Origin of the sequence: Mesorhizobium sp. L2C084A000 (genome assembly GCF_000502875.1) — a bacterium.
In the GTDB taxonomy this organism is placed as follows: Bacteria; Pseudomonadota; Alphaproteobacteria; order Rhizobiales; family Rhizobiaceae; genus Mesorhizobium.
Window position 1 is genome coordinate 258,262 of sequence record NZ_AYWX01000004.1, and the last position, 15,730, is coordinate 273,991.

A 15,730-nucleotide genomic window follows, 5' to 3' on the forward strand; every position below is an offset into this window, starting at 1 on the left:
GCGGTGAGATCAGGCGCGATGGGACTGGTCATCGCCGCCTTCTTCCCCTGTTGCTTCTTCACTTGTCATTGCCACGATCCGCCGCGCGGCATCCTCGACGCTGATCTGCCAGCTCATAGCCAGCGAGCGAAGCTGCGCATAGGCGCGGCCGTCATCGGTGCCTTTCGCCAGTGCGGTGACCGCGCGCACGATGGTCTGGCGCTCGGCGACGCGCTGGCGAAGCGAGGCAATCTCACTGGCCAGGTGTTTTCGCGCCTCGAAACTCTGGCGCGCGATCAGCAGCGCGCTGTAGACGCCGGCATTGCCGACCGGCTTCAGGAGCTGGGCATCGGCCTTGTGCGACAGCGCCCATTCGATGCGGCCCGGCGCCTCGGAGCCGATCAGCGCCACCAGCGGCATCGGCGCCTCGCCCGGCTTCCAGGGGAACTGCTCGTCGAAACCGAGATCGGCGTCGAAGAACACGAAATCGGCCGCCAGCGCCTCGGGCGGCAGTTCCGGCCAGCAGTCCAGCGTGATCAGGCCGATGGCCGACAATTGCCTGGTGATCGCCTGCACCGTCGGATGCGGGCGATGCAGGATAAACGCCTTGGCGCCGCCGAGATTGGGGATGCGTGGGGCTCTCGTCACGACACCACCCTCAGGCGTGGGCGGCCGAATGTTTTTGCCGGGTCGTAGCGCGACAGATAGGGATCCGGCGCGACTTCGTCTTCGCGGCTGACGACCTCGAAGAAGCCGTCCGCGATCCGCCCGATGATCACCGGCAATGTGGCGTGCTGCGAGTGCGCGTCGATGGCGATCGGCCCGAGCCGGGTGGAGAAGCGGCGTTCTGCGAAGGCTCTGGAAAATTCCGCCGGACCGGCTTCGGGATTGCTGGAGAGCACGTCGGCCATCACCTGCACGGAGGCATAGGCGGAGGCCTCGAAAGACGAGGCGAAGGCGGCCGGCCGCGGCGCGAAGTACGGCCCGACCGATAGATGTCCCTTGCCGGATTCACCGATCGCCGGCAGCTCACCTTCGGTGAGGTTGCAGGAGATGACGGGACAAGTCTCGGGACTGAAGGCGGCATCCTCGTGACCTAGGTCGCGATAGGCCGCGAGGAAGGCGTAGGACGAGGTGCCGATCAGGTTGTTGAGGATGAAGTTCGGCCGCGTGGCGCGGATTTCCGCGATCAGACGCGACACGTCGGTCTCGCCGATGCGCAGATAGCGTTCGCCCAGAACCTTGCCGCCGGCATCGGCGATCAGGTCGCGGGCGACGCGGTTCATCTCCCAGCCCCAGATATAGTTCGAGCCAAGCAGGAAACCGTTGGCGCCGAAACGCGGCACGACATGCGCCATCAACGGCACCAGATGCTGGTTGGGGCAGGCGTGCATGTAGACGACGTGCTCGTTGGCCTCGAAGCCCTCATAGGGGCAGGCGTACCACAGCATGCCGCCCGCCTTCTCGAGCACCGGAATGGTTTCCTTGCGGCTCCACGAGGTGACGCACCCGACGACATGGCGCGCGCTGCTGGTCCTGAAAATATCCTCGCACAGCGTTGCGTAGCGGTCGGCATTGCTTTGCGGATCGCGCTCGACCGGCACCAGTTCGATACCTGAGCTGCGATCGGCGTTGATGTCGGCGATGGCGCGCATGGCGCCGATGCGGCACGCATCGGAGACGAGCTGATAGCTCCCCGAGCGGGAATATAGGATGCCGATCTCGATACGCCGTTTCAAACAGATCCCCAAAATGACAATGCCTCGCAGCCAGCGCCGGGAGGGCGAGGCATACGAGGCATTCTTGCCGCCCGGCGATCAGAGCCGGTATTTTGCGCTAGCGTATTCTGTCCGGCGGGTCAGTCAAGCCCTCAACGATATTTGCGTGACCGTCATCGCCGTTTCGCTGCCACTGGCCTCTGACCGTGTTGACGCGCATAGGTCACGCAGGCGTCCACCGTGCTGACACAAAGCGCGTCGCGCCTGTTCGGCATATTGTTGTCGCCGGCATAGGCAACTTCGGCGACGCGACCGTCGACCATGCGAATTTGCGTATCGCAATAACCGCCGGGAGCGACATTGACGGAGCCACCGACCGCCGGGATCGCGCCCAATGCCATGGTTGGGACGACGATGCTGAGATTGCCGCGCTGAACGACGCGCTTATAGGACCAGATCTGGCCCGATCGGCCGGCGTCCGCGGTGGCGGTCGGAAACCCCGCGCACATGCGGACGTCGGCTTCGCTGAGGCCGACCATCTCCTTGCGAGCCGCCGCCGCGGTGGGGTCAACCTTGGCCACGCGCGACGTATCGTCGGGAACGACGCAGGAAGACTGGATGCCAACGAAGAGAATAGGAAGGGCAAGCTTTTGAATGCAGGAAAATATCATGCCGACCGTCAGATTGGTCCGATGTCAGATTTGCGTGGCACCCGCCGCTCCTTTCTACCTAGGCAGGCAGGCGAAGGGATCAACCCGTTCAGCTTCACGAAAAAGTGGCTGTGGCTGCAACATCGAGGATTGCGCGTCACGGGGTCTGCATTTCACGCAGGATCAATGGCCCTGCAAGTGCTTCCGGCGCCAGGCGGCGGGCGCTTCGCCGACTCGCGCGCGAAAGAACCGTGAAAAATACGCCGGGTCGTCGAAGCCGATCTCGTAGGCGATGTCCTCCACCGTGCGTACGGTGAACAGCAGCAGGCGCTTGGCCTCCAGCAGCCGCCTTTCGCTGACGACCCGCTTGACGCCGGCGCCCAGAACCGCATGGGCAGCCTTGTCGAGAAGATGCGGCGTGGTGGCCAGCGCCTCGACGTAGCGATCGACCGGCCAGTTGTCGCGGAAATGCGTGTCGGCGAGCCGACGCAGGCCCCGCGCCAGCGAAGCATCGGAAGAGGCGGCGGAGGCGGTCACGCCGGGGCTGAGGCGCGCAATGTGGGAGAGTGCGACGGCGATCAGCGCCGGCAGGACCCTGTCATTGCCGGCTTGCGCCTCGGCATATTCGGCGGCGATCATCTCCAGCACCGCCGCCAGTCTCGCCCACGCTGCGTGTCGTGGCAGACCGTCGGCAAAGACCGGCCTGTCCAGCGGCAGCAGGCTGTGAGCGGCGATGGCCGCGAGCGCGCCGTCGGCGACCGAGACGACGATGGCATCGGTGCCGGGTCCGATCGAGAAGCCATGCACGACAGCGCTCGGCACGAAGCTGACGGCAGGCGCCGAAAAGTCCCAGGATCGGTCTTCGATACGGTAGGTGCCGGAGCCGCTGGTCCAGTAGGTGATCTGGCCCATCTGCGGATGCTTGTGCGCCGCAACCTGACCAAGATGGATATTGCTGCGCGCAAGCACCGTCTCGACATGCAGGAAACCGACATCGAGCGGCCGCACAGGCTCGCCATAGACGAAGAAGTCGGGGATGGAATTCTGGCTCATGGCGCCTGAAAAAGTCCAATCGGTTTTGCCGTTCCGTCCATAACCGATGCATGCCCAAGGCGCTAGTGTTGCGACTCAAGAGGAGGACCATCATGCGATCAGAAGACTTCCGCGCCGACAAGGCACGGCCGTTCACCGGGGCCGAGTATCTGGAGAGCCTGCGCGACGGCCGCGAGGTCTATATCAATGGCGAACGCATTGCCGATGTCACCACGCACCCGTCGATGCGCAATTCGGCGCGGTCGCTGGCGCGCCTCTACGATGCGCTGCATGATCCCCTGCGACGGGACACGCTGACTTCGCCGACCGACACCGGCTCGGGCGGCTACACCCACAAATATTTCCGCGTCGCCAAATCCTCTGGCGAACTCGCCGCCCAGCAGACGGCGATCGCCGAGTGGTCACGCATGTCCTATGGCTGGATGGGGCGCACGCCCGACTACAAGGCGGCGCTGATGAATACGCTCGGCGCCAACGCAGACTGGTACGGGCCGTTCAGGGACAATGCCCTGTCCTGGCACAGGCGTGCCCAGGAAGCCGTGCTGTTCATGAACCATGCCATCGTCAACCCGCCGATTGACCGCCACAAGCCGGCCGAACAGGTGAAGGACGTCTTCGTCCACATCACCAAGGAGACGGATGCCGGCATCTACGTCTCCGGCGCCAAGGTGGTGGCGACGTCCTCGGCGCTGACGCACTATAACTTCCTGGCGCAGGGATCGGCGACGGTCACCGAGGATCCGTCGCTGTCGGTGATGTTCATCGTGCCGATGAATGCGCCGGGGATAAAGATGTTCTGCCGCGTCTCCTACGAGCAGACGGCCAACACGGTGGCGGCGCCGTTCGACTATCCGCTGTCGTCACGCTTCGACGAGAACGACGCGATCCTAGTGCTCGACAATGTCTTCATCCCCTGGGAGGACGTGCTGGTGCTGCGCGATGCGCAGAAGATCCTGTCCTTCCACCCGGCGTCCGGCTTCATGCATGGCTACTGCTTCCAGGGCTGCACGCGTTTCGCCGTCAAGCTCGATTTCCTCGCCGGCCTGCTGGCCAAGGCGCTGCGCGCCACGGGCGGCGATGCTTTCCGCGGCAACCAGGCGGCACTGGGCGAGGTCATTGCACTGCGGCACATGTTCTGGAGCTTTTCCAACGCCATGGCCTACAACCCGATCCCGTGGGCGAATGGTGCGGTGCTGCCCAATCTGGAAGCCGCGCTCGCCTACCGCACCTTCATGTCGGAAGCCTATCCGCGCGTCATCGACACCGTGCGCCGGGTGATCGCGTCCGGGCTGATCTACCTGCCGTCGTCGGTGCGCGACTTCAACAACCCCGAGATCGACAAGTATCTGGCGCAATATGTGCGCGGCTCCAACGACATGGGCCACATCGAGCGCATCAAGATCATGAAGCTTTTGTGGGACGCGACCGGCACCGAGTTCGGCGGCCGTCACGCGCTCTACGAGCTCAACTATGCCGGCGCGCCGGAAGAGGTGCGGCTGCAGGTGCTGAAAGGAGCTGAACGCGGCGGGCGGCTGAAGGCGATGGAAGAGCTCGTCGACACCTGCATGGCCGACTATGACGAGAATGGCTGGACGGGCGATACCTGGTTCAATCCGCTTGTCTCAACGGCCGAGTGAAACCAGATGGCCACGCAGATTTCGAAAACCGATTTCCGCGACGCCATGGCGAGGGTCTGCGCGCCGGTCAACATCGTCACCACCGATGGCCCGGCAGGGCGCGGCGGCTTCACCGCCACCGCCATGTGCAGCGTCTCCGACGAGCCGCCGACGCTGCTGGTGTGCATGAACGGGCGCTCGACGCAGGCCGCCATGTTCCTGTCCAACCAGCGCTTCTGCGTCAACGTGCTGACGCATGACCACATGCATCTGGCGGGAAAGTTCGCCGGCGCGACCAGGGACATGGAAGCGCGCTACTCCGCCGCACGCTGGCAGACGCTGACCTCCGGTACGCCGGCGCTGTCGGATGCGATCGTCAATTTCGATTGCGAGATCGAGACTGTGCATATCGTCGGCACGCACAATGTCATGATCGGCCGCGTCATCGATGTCCGGCACGGCAGCGGCGGCTCGGCCCTGCTCTATGTCGACCGCAGCTATACGCAGCCGACGCGGCTGGGCAGCTTTGGCGGGTGAAGCCGGGCGTCAGACGGTTTGGTGGCGGGAAGGCCTCCGCCTATCCCGTCCCCGGCCGTGCCATCAGCCAGTCTTTCACCCCCGCCGATCCAGCCTCGCCACCAGCCGGTCCCCCGCCCACTGGATGCCGCAGACCAGGATGATCAGCACGATGACCACGGCGATCATGATGGACGTCTCAAATCGTTGATAGCCGTAGCGGATGGCGAGGTCGCCGAGGCCGCCGGCACCGATGGCGCCGGCCATGGCCGAGGCACCGATCAGCGTCACCAGCGTCACCGTGAAGCCGGCGACAATGCCGGGCAGGGCTTCCGGCACCAGCACCTCGCGGATGATCGTCCAGCGGTTGCCGCCCATGGCGCGCGCCGCCTCGATCAGCCCGCGATCGACTTCGCGCAGCGACACTTCGGCGATGCGCGCATAGTAGGGCGTGGCGGCGATCGACAGCGGCACGATGGCCGCCCATGTGCCGATCGAGGTGCCGACGATCAGCCGCGTCACCGGGATGAGCGCGACCAGAAGAATGATGAAGGGCACCGAACGGAAGCCGTTGATGACGGCGCCAAGCGACCGGTTCACCCACAGGCTTTCGGCAATCCCGCCGCGTTCGGTGGCGATCAAGGCCAGGCCGAGCGGCAGGCCGAAGACCAGCGAGATGAGGCCGGAGGCGGCCGTCATCAGCACCGTCTCCCAGATCGAACGCAGCAGAAGTTCAAACAGGATCGGCGACATGGCCAAGCACCTCCACCCGCGCCTGGCGGGCCTTCAGGAATGTGATGATGTCAGCGAGATGATTTGCATCGCTGCCGGGAACCGAAAGGAACAGCGTGCCGACCGGCTGCTGCTGGATATGGTCGATGCCGCCATGGACGAGGCGGAAGGTGCCTGGAACAGCCGTGGCAAGGTCGGACAGCAATGGCCCGCTTGCCGCTTCGCCGGCCACATCCACGCGCAGGATCGTCTCCGCGCCGGCCCCCGGCAGCAGCCGGGCCGCCAGTTCGGCTGGCAGCTGCGGCCGGATGGCGCCGAGCAGGCTTCTGGTGATGTCCGAGCGCGGGTCGGCGAACACCGACCAGACCGGGCCTTCCTCGACGATGCGCCCGGCATCGATCACCGCCACGCGGTCGGCGATCGAGCGGATCACCTCCATCTCATGGGTGATCAGCAGGATGGTCAGGCCGAGCTGCCGGTTGATATCCCTGAGCAGCGCAAGGATCGAGCGCGTCGTCTCCGGATCGAGCGCCGAAGTGGCTTCATCCGACAAAAGCAGCGCCGGCCGTGCTGCCAGCGCCCTGGCGATGCCGACGCGCTGCTTCTGGCCACCCGACAGCGACGCCGGATAGGCTTTTGCTTTCTCCGACAGGCCGACGAGATCGAGCAGTTCGGCGGCGCGCTTCAGCCTCTCGGCTTTCGGGCGGCCCTCGATCTTCAGCGGCAGCGCCACATTGTCCTCGACGGTCTTGGCCGACAGCAGGTTGAAATGCTGGAAGATCATGCCGATGCGTCGCCGCAACGGCTGCAGGTCGCGCTCGCCTAGCCGGCTGATCTCGCGGCCCTCGATGAACACTTCGCCGGAGTCAGGCCTTTCCAGCCCGTTCAGGCAGCGGATCAGCGTCGACTTGCCGGCGCCGCTGCGACCGATGATACCGAGGATCTCGCCCTTGCGCACGGTCAGCGAAATGCCGTCGAGCGCCGCCGTCACACCGAAGCGGCGATTCAGGTCGACGAGGCGCACGACATCCTGAGATGCGTCGGGCCGGGCGCGGGTCGGATCGGTGGTGTCCCCGGATGCTGTGATATGCTGGTTCATGAATGTTCCTGTTCTCCGAAAACGCAATCGCGGCCCGCGCCTGAGCGCGGACCGCTGTTGCTCTCGAACCGGGCGTCCGGTCGACGATCGGATCAATAGGCGCTGAGGCCGGTGCCCTTGTAGACCTTGTCGAACTCGGCCTTCACCGCCTCGTTCTGATAGGAGGCCACCAGCGTCTTCACCCAGGCCTCGTTCTCGTTGCCGGCCTTCACCGCGATGAAATTGCGGTAGGGATTGTCGGCGATGGGCTCCTGCGCGATGCGGTTTTCCGGCGTCAGGCCGCTTTTCAGCGCCCAGTCGGTGTTGACCACGGCCGCGTCGAGATCCTCGACCGAGCGGCCGACGATGCCGGCGTCGAGTTCCTTGATCACCACCTTCTTGGCATTCTCTGCGATGTCGGCGGTGGTGGCCAGAATGCCGGTGCCGTCTTTCAGCTTGATCACGCCCTCGTTCTGCAGCACGCGCAGCGCCCGGCCTTCGTTGGATGGGTCGTTCGGCACGCCGACGACCGCGCCCTCGGGCAGGTCGGCGACTGCTTTGTACTTCTTCGAGTAGAGGCCGATCGGCCAGACGCCGGTATAGCCGACACGCACGATGTGATAGCCCTGTGTCTTGATCTGGTTGTCGAGATAGGGCTGGTGCTGGAAGGCGTTGGCGTCGATTTCGCCGCGCTCCAGCGCCTCGTTGGGCTGGGTGTAGTCGTTGAACACCACGGTCTCGATGGCGAGGCCCTTTTCGGCGGCTTGCGCGACGACGACGCGCCAGACATCCTCGTCCTCGCCGCTGATGATGCCGACCTTGATCGCCTTCTTGTCCTCGGCGAACGATGCATGCGGTGCCATCAGGCTACCGATCGCTACGGCCGATGCGAACAGCAGAGCCAAGCCGCTGCGCCGGTTGATGGTTGACCCTAAGGAAGATGGCAAAGTGTTTTTGAAGTCGGACATGATTGATCTCTGCGGTTGTGAAGTCATGCGGCCAAGCGGACTGCCTAGCCTTGATCACATCGTCAGGAATTCTATTGATTTAATCAAAGAACGCGTTTCGCCGTTCTCGCCAAAGCCAGGAATATTCTCTCAAAAATTCCAACGAAGAGAGAACAAGATGGCGCTCGGCCGACCGCCGCCGGATCTAAGGCGATCCTGGGCATCTCCGTGGGAAGGTCAGATTCGGAGGCAGGCCAGCGCCACGGTTGGTCTCAAAGCGCGATCCACGCGGTCTTGAGTTCCAGATATTTCTCCAGCGCGTGCAGCGACTTGTCGCGGCCGAAGCCCGACTGCTTGACGCCGCCGAGCGGCACGGTGATGTCGGCGCCGCCATAGGTGTTGACGTGGACGACGCCGGCATTGATGGCGCGCACCATGCGATGCGCGGTGGAGAGGTTGGCGGTCCACACCGCGGAGGCAAGCCCGTAGACGGTCGAATTGGCAAGCCGAACCGCCTCCTCCTCGGTTTCGAAGCGCATGACGCCGAGTACGGGCCCGAACACCTCCTCACGCGCAAGCTGCATGTCTTGCGTGACGTTCTCGAAGATCGTCGGCGCCATGTAGCTGCCGCCGGTCTCTGTCAGGATCCGTTCGCCGCCGGTGACGAGACGGGCACCTTCTTCCGTGGCCCTGGTGACGAAACCGAGGTTCTTGTCCAGCTGTTCGGCGCTCGATACCGCGCCGATGTCGCTGGAGAGATCGAGCGGGTCGCCGACTTTCAGCCGGGTCGTTGCCAAGAGAAGCTCGTCCATGAAACGGTCATAGACCGACGCCTGGACGAGCAGGCGCGAGCCAGCGACGCAGACCTGGCCGGAATTGCGAAAAATGCCGTTGGCCGAGACGACCGCCGCCTGTTTCAGGTCGGGAGCATCGGCAAAGACGATGTTGGGCGACTTGCCGCCGAGTTCGAGGAAGGCGCGTTTCAGGTTGGAGCGAGCGGAATATTCGAGCAGCCGTCGGCCGACCGGGCCGGAACCGGTGAAGGCGATGGCGTCGACATCCATATGCAGGCCGAGCGCCTCGCCGGTAACCGAACCACGGCCGGTGACGACATTGAGCACACCGGCGGGAAGTCCGGCCTCGCTTGCCAGTTCGGCCAGCCGCAGCAGCGTCAGCGAAGCGATTTCCGGCGGCTTGACCACCACGCAATTGCCGGCGGCAAGCGCCGGCGCAATCTTCCAGGCGCCGATCATCAGCGGAAAATTCCACGGCACGATGACGCCGACGACGCCGAGCGGCTCCTTGTGGATCAGTCCCAGAACATTGTCGGCCGTCGGCGCGATCTCGCCATAGACCTTGTCGATGGCCTCGGCGTAGTAGCGGATGGTGCCTGCCGCCGACAGCGGTTCGGCCTTGTAGGCCATGCCGATCTCGGTGCCATTGTCGCGCACGCCGAGCACGGCGAGCTCGTCGGCATGCTTTTCGACCAGCTCGGCGAATTTCGTCAGCACCTTCTTGCGAAAGGCCGGCGCTGATCGCGACCACGAGCCCTTCTCGAACGCCTTGCGCGCCGACTTCACGGCGCGGTCGATATCGGCGGCGTTGCCGTCGGCGATGCTGGCGAAAGGTCGGCCGTCGATCGGCGACGTCACCGGCAGGCTTGCGCCGCTTGTTGCCTCGATCTGCACGCCATCGATGAACAGCCCCCGCGCGCCGATCTCCGTCTTGCGCAGCGTGTCGATGGCATTCTGACTGATCATGGATGACGGACTCCCAGGGACACATGCAATGTGGTGGGCGCGCGGAATTCCCAGCCGCGAAACACCGGTTCCTTGCCGTGCACAAGGCTGAGATCGGGGAAGCGTTGGAGCAACANGTGGGCGCGCGGAATTCCCAGCCGCGAAACACCGGTTCCTTGCCGTGCACAAGGCTGAGATCGGGGAAGCGTTGGAGCAACAGCCTTACCGCAAGGCACATCTGCTCGCGTGCGAAAAACCGGCCCGAGCAGAAATGATGGCCGAAGCCGAAGGCGGCATGGTTGCCTTCGTTGCGGTTGATGTCGAAGCGGTCGGGATCGGCAAAGCGGCTCTCGTCGCGGCTTGCCGAAGAGACGAGGGCGGCCACCGCTGCACCGGCCGGGATCGTCACGCCGCCAAGCTCGACCGCCCGCGTCGTCTGCCGTGTCTGGGTGCCGATCGGCGCGACCCAGCGCAAGCCCTCGTCAACCGCTTTGGGCACGAAGGTCTCGGGATCGGCGAGCACCTGCCGCATCTGTTCGGGATGGGCCAGCAGGCCGGCGACGATCGAGCCGGCGCCATGTCCGGGCTCCTGCATGCCGCCGAGCAAGATCACCTTGATGCTCGGCATCAGGAAGTCGATTGGCCGCGTCGTGCCCTCCGGCATGCCGTCATGCAGCATATGCGACAGCGCGGAATCATCCGGTGCGTGGACAAGCCTTTCCAGCGTCGGCAGGATGGCGTCGCCAACCTCGGCGCTGATCGCGTCGGCGATCTCCTGCCGCTTCGGGTCGTTCTCGAAATTGATGGCGCCCTGGGCAAGGCCGTAGAACCAGCGGCGCAGCGTCGGCATCTCGATGTCGGCAAGGCCGAGCGAGCGCGCCAGGCTGAGCGTCGACACCGGCTCGAAATAGTCGGCCATTAGTTCGGCCGCACCCTGTTCGGCGATCCGGTCGAGGTAGGGCTCGGCGATCGATCGTACGAGGTCGCCGGCATAGGCGGCGACGGTGCGCGGCCGGTATTTCGGGTCGACGCCCTGTCGCAGCTGTTTGTGCGTCTCGCCATCGGTGGTCAGGATGGTCGGCTTGCCGAAGGAGCGCTCGACGGGCGACGAGCCGACAACGGCGGAGAAGATGTCGGGAGACTTGGCGACGCTCTCGACATCCTTCCAGCGGGTGACGAACCACAGATTGACCGCCGGCACGAAAGCGACAGGCGCACTGCGCCTGAGCTCTGCATAGATCGGGTAGGGATCTGCTTCCAATGCCTCGACGGTGATATTTTCGGCAAAGCTCAAATCCGCCACTCCCCTTTGTGGTGTAAGGGGCGGCGTGGCACGCCCCCCTTTGCTTTTCTCAATCTTTCAGCGGCTGGCCGAGGTTTTTGAACGCGACCGGATCGCGGCTCTTCAGCGCGCTGGCCAGCAGCAGGCCGACGATCGCGGCGATCAGCACCAGCCCCGGCAGGAACACGCCAAGGAAACCGCCGGCCCCGGACAGGCTGCCGAAATTGATGACGATCAGGTAGATGATGATGACGAAGGCGATGAAGGTCAGCCCGGGCAGGATGGTGGTCTTCATCGCGTTCTCCTGCGTCGATGGATTGGCGCGGAAGAACATCACTACGGCAAGCGAGGCCACCGCCATCATGACGATGACGCCGAGTGTCGCGACGTTAGTCAGCCAGGAGAACAGCGCCAGCACCGGATCGAGGCCGAGCACGGCGAAGAGGCCGACGACGACCGCGGCGAGCACGCTCTGGATGATGGAAGCGACATGCGGGCTCTGGTGCACCGCATGCGTCACGCCGACCGTCTGCGGCAACAGTTTTTCGCGGCCCGAGACATAGATATAGCGCGCAACCGCATTGTGGAACGCCAGCACGCCGGCAAACAGGCTCGACACGAACAGGATGCTCATCGCCTGCGACAGCATCGTGCCGGCGTAACGATCCGACAGGCCGAACAGGAAGGTCGTCGGATCCTGCAGCCCTTGCAGCGTCGGCAGCAGCTTGTCGACACCGGCGCCGACCGCCATCAGCCATGCCGTGAGCATGTAGAAGACACCGATCAGCACGACCGAAAAATAGGTGGCGCGCGGAATGGTGATCTTTGGATCGCGTGCCTCCTCGGCATAGATCGTCGTCGCCTCGAAACCGATGAAGGCGGCAAAGCAGAACAGGATGGCGATGGCCGGCGAGCCGCTGACGATCTGGCTCCAGCTGAATGGCGCCGCCGACAGGCCGCTGTCGCCGCCGGTCTTGAGGATGGCGATGTCGAGGACCAGCACCACAAGATATTCGCACAGCACCAGCACCGTCAGGATCTTGGCGGAGAGGTCGACCTGTCGGTAGCCGAGCACGGCCACCAGCGCGATGGCGATGAAGCTCCACACCCACCAGGGCAAATTGATGCCCCAGCCGGCGAACAGGCCTGATGTCGCGGCACCGAGCAGGCCCATGACCCCGATCTGCATGGCATTGTAGGACAGGATGGCGATCAGCGCCGTGGCGCCGCCGGCCATGCTGCCGAGGCCGCGCGCGGCATAGGCATAGAAGGCGCCGGCATTGCCGACATGGCGTGACATGGCGACATAGCCAACCGCGAACAAAAGCAGCAGCACCGTCACGATCAGATAGGTGCCGGCAAAGCCGGGGCCATTGCCCATCAGCATGCCGAGCGGCGTGCCGCCGGCGACTGCCGTGAGCGGGGCGGCCGCCGAAATCACCATGAAGGTGATGGCGCCGACGCCAAGACTGTTCTTGCGCAGCCTGTTGGCCGGCGCCTGTTCTGCAACTGCCGTCATTGATCCCTCCTGTTTGCAAACCCTCAGGCTCGCCGGCCGAATGGCCTGTCCCATGCACTCTGGTGGTCGGTTCATTATTTGAACTGTTATTTTGAATATAGACTTGCAAACAATGCCGATGCCTGTCAAGTTAATTCACACGTTAAATGATTGCCCGGAACCGGGAGGCAAATTTGAGTACGGTCGGAAAAGCGATCTCGCTTCTGGAGCTGTTCAGCGTCGACGAGCCCGAGCTCGGCCTGTCCGATCTGGCGCGCCGCTCGGGCTTCGACAAGGCGACGACACGGCGGCTGCTGGTTGCGCTGGCCGGCCATGGTTTTGTCGAGCAGGATATCGGCACGCGGCACTATCGCCTCGGCGCCGGCCTGTCGCGGCTGGCGCGCATCCGCGAAGCGCGCTTTCCCTTCCTGCAGACGGCTGTTCCGCTGGTGCGGGACCTGGCAGCATCGACGGCCGAGACCGTGCATTTGTCGGAATTCGGCGTCGACAGCCTGGTCACCGTCCATGTCGAGCATCCGGCATGGGCGAACCGGGTCAACATCGACATCGGTCAGTTGCTGCCCCTGCATTCGACCGCGTCAGGCATCGCCTATCTGGCCTTCGCCCGCGACGAGACCGTCAAGGCATGCCTGACGGGTTCGCTCGACGCTTTCACGGCCCATACGCTGATCGAGCCGGCCGCAATCTCAAGATCCATGAGCGAGGCGCGCGAGCGCGGCTATTCGATCTACGACCAGGGCTATGAGGAAGGTGTGATCAGCGTCGCGGCGGCAATCCGCGGGGCGGATGGCTTTGCGCTCGGCACCATCGCGGTGGCGGCGCCAAAGGCCAGAACGACGGCAGCCGCGATCGCCGAACGGGGACTTGCCGTGAGGGAGGCGGCACGGGAGATTTCCATGCGCCTCAACGGCGAAAACCTGCAAATCTTGAGGAGGCAGGCCTGATGCCCTTGGAGACAGCGCCCCGCATCCTGGTCATCGGCACCGGCGACACAAAGGCCGAAGAGCTGCTGTTCATGAAACAGTGCATCGATGCGTCGGGCGGCAGCGCCGTGATGATGGATGTCAGCGTGCTGGGCGACCCGCCCTACAGCCCGGACCACGACAAGCACGCCGTGGCCCGGGCTGTAGATGTGACGATCGCCGAGATCGTTTCGAGCGGTGATGAGAACACCGCCATGACGCTGATGGCCGGCGGCGCCGTGCAGCTGGTGCGCAAGCTCCATCAAAGTGGCGAGATCGACGCCTTCATTGCCATAGGCGGCTCCATGGGAACCGATCTGGCGCTCGACGTGGCGCTTTGCCTGCCGCTCGGCGTGCCGAAATTCGTCGTCTCGACCATCGCCTATTCGCATCTCATCCCGCCCGAGCGCGTCGCCCCCGACCTGATGATGATCCTCTGGGCGGGCGGACTGTACGGCCTCAACAACATCTGCAGGCTGGTCCTGTCGCAGGCCTGCGGTGCGGTCGTCGGCGCGGCTAAAATCGTACTGGCGTCTCGCGCGTCGGCGCAGGCACCGGGGCCGACCATCGGCATGACCTCGCTCGGCAGCAGCTGCCTGCGCTACATGAAGACGCTGAAGCCGGCCCTGGAACGGCGCGGCTATGACGTTGCGGTCTTCCACACCACCGGAATGGGCGGCCGCGCCTTCGAATCGATCGCGGGCCAAGATCATTTCTGCGCGGTCTTCGACTTCAGCCTGCAGGAAATCACCAATCATCTCGCGGGATCCGTCGTCAGTTCCGGCGCCGACCGGCTGGAGAATGCCGGCGCTCGCGGCATTCCGCAGATCGCCGCACCCGGGGCGGTCGACATGGTCGATCTGCCGACCTGGCAGGATTTGCCGGCTAAATTCTCGACGCGGCCGTTTCATGCCCACAACAGGCTGATCGCTTCGGTCACCGTCGATGCCGACGATCGCCGCCAGGTCGCCAAGACCATCGCCGCCAAGCTCGGTGCCGCGAAAGGCCGCTCCGCCTTCATCCTGCCAACCGGAGGCATCCAGGAATGGGACGTGCAGGGCGAGCCGCTCTATGAACCCGAGGCTCTCGCGGCCTTCACTGACGAAATGCGCAGGGCTATTCCCGCCGGGGTCGAGTTCCACGAGATCGACGCTCACATCAACAGCGACGACTTCGTCGGCAAGGCGCTCGAGATCTTCGACCGCTGGGTCGAGGAAGGCATCGTCCCGCGCGGCAAGCCGGCCAAGGGAGTGGCAGCGTGAGTGCTGTTCCCGCCCAGGCGCTTGTCCTTGATTTCGGCGGCGTCGTCACCCGCACACTGTTCGAGACCCACGCCTTGACCGAACAGGCGCTCGGCCTCACGCCGGGGACGCTGCAATGGCGCGGGCCGTTCGATCCGGACAGCGATCCGCTCTGGCGCGCCATGCAAGCCGACGAGATCAGCGAGCGCGACTATTGGCGCACCCGCACAAGCGAGGTTGGCCGTCTCGTCGGCGAGGACTGGCAGGCGATGGAAACCTTCGTCCGGCGCGCGCGTGGCGCGGAGCCGGAAAAGGTGGTGCGGCCCGAAGCTGACAGCGCCATTCGCACGGTGCATGCGGCCGGCTTTCGACTGGCCATCCTGTCCAATGAACTCGACCTGTTCTACGGCGCCGACTTCCGCCAGCGGCTGCCGTTGCTCGGCCTGTTCGACACGATCGTCGACGCCACTTACACCGGCATCCTCAAACCCGACCCCCGCGCCTATGCCTTGGTCACCGAAGCGCTCGGCCTGCCGGCGGGTGCTTGCGTCTTCGTCGACGACCAGCGGCGCAATGTCGATGGCGGCTGTGCCGCCGGCATGCGCACGGTTCATTTCGACGTTGCTCACCCGGCCCAATCCTATGCCGAAGCACTCGGCCATTTCGACCTCGTTTCAGCAGCCTGAGATTATGCGGAG

General features: G+C 64.5%; 14 protein-coding genes and 1 pseudogene. 5 read left to right on the forward strand and 10 right to left on the reverse strand.

What is annotated here, in order from left to right:
* Positions 1–9: 9 nt before the first annotated feature.
* From X735_RS153670 to X735_RS153660, 4 genes are all read right to left on the reverse strand, one after another.
* The gene (locus tag X735_RS153670; protein WP_023810823.1) at positions 10–627 is read right to left on the reverse strand and encodes an ANTAR domain-containing protein; all 618 of its coding nucleotides are present in this window, start codon (positions 625–627) and stop codon (positions 10–12) included.
* A complete protein-coding gene (locus tag X735_RS153665; protein WP_023810824.1) occupies positions 624–1,718 on the reverse strand; it encodes a transporter substrate-binding protein in 1,095 nt (364 codons plus the stop codon). The genes X735_RS153670 and X735_RS153665 overlap by 4 nt, the downstream gene beginning before the upstream one ends.
* Positions 1,719–1,870: 152 nt before the next feature.
* The gene (locus tag X735_RS0134105) at positions 1,871–2,278 is read right to left on the reverse strand and encodes a hypothetical protein (protein WP_245273201.1); all 408 of its coding nucleotides are present in this window, start codon (positions 2,276–2,278) and stop codon (positions 1,871–1,873) included.
* A gap of 252 nt (positions 2,279–2,530) precedes the next feature.
* Positions 2,531–3,400, reverse strand: a complete 870-nt coding sequence (locus tag X735_RS153660; protein WP_023810826.1) for a helix-turn-helix domain-containing protein — start codon at positions 3,398–3,400, stop codon at positions 2,531–2,533.
* 92 nt (positions 3,401–3,492) lie between these two features.
* Between X735_RS153660 and X735_RS153655 the strand changes: the two genes are divergently transcribed.
* Complete coding sequence (locus X735_RS153655) at positions 3,493–5,037, forward strand: 4-hydroxyphenylacetate 3-hydroxylase N-terminal domain-containing protein (protein WP_023810827.1); 1,545 nt, start codon at positions 3,493–3,495, stop codon at positions 5,035–5,037.
* A 6-nt stretch (positions 5,038–5,043) separates the two neighbouring features.
* Positions 5,044–5,553 (forward strand): flavin reductase, encoded by a 510-nt coding sequence (locus X735_RS153650; protein WP_023810828.1) that lies wholly within the window; start codon positions 5,044–5,046, stop codon positions 5,551–5,553.
* A gap of 75 nt (positions 5,554–5,628) precedes the next feature.
* On the opposite strand, the gene X735_RS153645 is transcribed toward X735_RS153650, so the two are convergent.
* From X735_RS153645 to X735_RS153620, 6 genes and pseudogenes are all read right to left on the reverse strand, one after another.
* Positions 5,629–6,285, reverse strand: a complete 657-nt coding sequence (locus tag X735_RS153645; protein WP_023810829.1) for a methionine ABC transporter permease — start codon at positions 6,283–6,285, stop codon at positions 5,629–5,631.
* On the reverse strand, positions 6,266–7,363 hold the full coding sequence (locus X735_RS153640; protein WP_023810830.1) for a methionine ABC transporter ATP-binding protein: 1,098 nt from the start codon (positions 7,361–7,363) through the stop codon (positions 6,266–6,268). The genes X735_RS153645 and X735_RS153640 overlap by 20 nt, the downstream gene beginning before the upstream one ends.
* Positions 7,364–7,455: 92 nt before the next feature.
* Entirely contained in the window at positions 7,456–8,310 is an 855-nt protein-coding gene (locus tag X735_RS153635) for a MetQ/NlpA family lipoprotein (RefSeq protein ID WP_023810831.1), read from the reverse strand.
* Positions 8,311–8,561: 251 nt separating this feature from the next.
* On the reverse strand, positions 8,562–10,049 hold the full coding sequence (locus X735_RS153630) for an aldehyde dehydrogenase (RefSeq protein ID WP_023810832.1): 1,488 nt from the start codon (positions 10,047–10,049) through the stop codon (positions 8,562–8,564).
* A gap of 241 nt (positions 10,050–10,290) precedes the next feature.
* Positions 10,291–10,947, reverse strand: a pseudogene (locus tag X735_RS1000000170395) (cytochrome P450); the annotation flags it as partial.
* 433 nt (positions 10,948–11,380) lie between these two features.
* Positions 11,381–12,829, reverse strand: a complete 1,449-nt coding sequence (locus X735_RS153620; protein ID WP_023810835.1) for an APC family permease — start codon at positions 12,827–12,829, stop codon at positions 11,381–11,383.
* A 173-nt stretch (positions 12,830–13,002) separates the two neighbouring features.
* Here X735_RS153620 and X735_RS153615 point away from each other — a divergent pair, with 173 nt between their 5' ends.
* From X735_RS153615 to X735_RS153605, 3 genes are read left to right on the forward strand one after another with little or no spacing between them, the layout of a single operon-like run.
* Positions 13,003–13,773, forward strand: coding sequence for an IclR family transcriptional regulator (locus X735_RS153615; RefSeq protein ID WP_023810836.1), 771 nt, complete (start codon positions 13,003–13,005; stop codon positions 13,771–13,773).
* On the forward strand, positions 13,773–15,053 hold the full coding sequence (locus tag X735_RS153610) for a Tm-1-like ATP-binding domain-containing protein (RefSeq protein ID WP_023810837.1): 1,281 nt from the start codon (positions 13,773–13,775) through the stop codon (positions 15,051–15,053). Before X735_RS153615 ends, X735_RS153610 begins: the two co-directional genes overlap by 1 nt.
* The gene (locus X735_RS153605; protein WP_023810838.1) at positions 15,050–15,718 is read left to right on the forward strand and encodes an HAD-IA family hydrolase; all 669 of its coding nucleotides are present in this window, start codon (positions 15,050–15,052) and stop codon (positions 15,716–15,718) included. The genes X735_RS153610 and X735_RS153605 overlap by 4 nt, the downstream gene beginning before the upstream one ends.
* The last annotated feature ends 12 nt before the right edge of the window (positions 15,719–15,730 follow it).

Bases quoted from the DNA above. Each gene is read 5' to 3' on its own strand.
- X735_RS153660 (WP_023810826.1), bottom strand. From the start codon at position 3,400: ATGAGCCAGAATTCCATCCCCGACTTCTTCGTCTATGGCGAGCCTGTG.
- X735_RS153655 (WP_023810827.1), top strand. From the start codon at position 3,493: ATGCGATCAGAAGACTTCCGCGCCGACAAGGCACGGCCGTTCACCGGG.
- X735_RS153650 (WP_023810828.1), top strand. From the start codon at position 5,044: ATGGCCACGCAGATTTCGAAAACCGATTTCCGCGACGCCATGGCGAGG.
- X735_RS153645 (WP_023810829.1), bottom strand. From the start codon at position 6,285: ATGTCGCCGATCCTGTTTGAACTTCTGCTGCGTTCGATCTGGGAGACG.
- X735_RS153640 (WP_023810830.1), bottom strand. From the start codon at position 7,363: ATGAACCAGCATATCACAGCATCCGGGGACACCACCGATCCGACCCGC.
- X735_RS153635 (WP_023810831.1), bottom strand. From the start codon at position 8,310: ATGTCCGACTTCAAAAACACTTTGCCATCTTCCTTAGGGTCAACCATC.
- X735_RS153630 (WP_023810832.1), bottom strand. From the start codon at position 10,049: ATGATCAGTCAGAATGCCATCGACACGCTGCGCAAGACGGAGATCGGC.
- X735_RS153620 (WP_023810835.1), bottom strand. From the start codon at position 12,829: ATGACGGCAGTTGCAGAACAGGCGCCGGCCAACAGGCTGCGCAAGAAC.
- X735_RS153610 (WP_023810837.1), top strand. From the start codon at position 13,773: ATGCCCTTGGAGACAGCGCCCCGCATCCTGGTCATCGGCACCGGCGAC.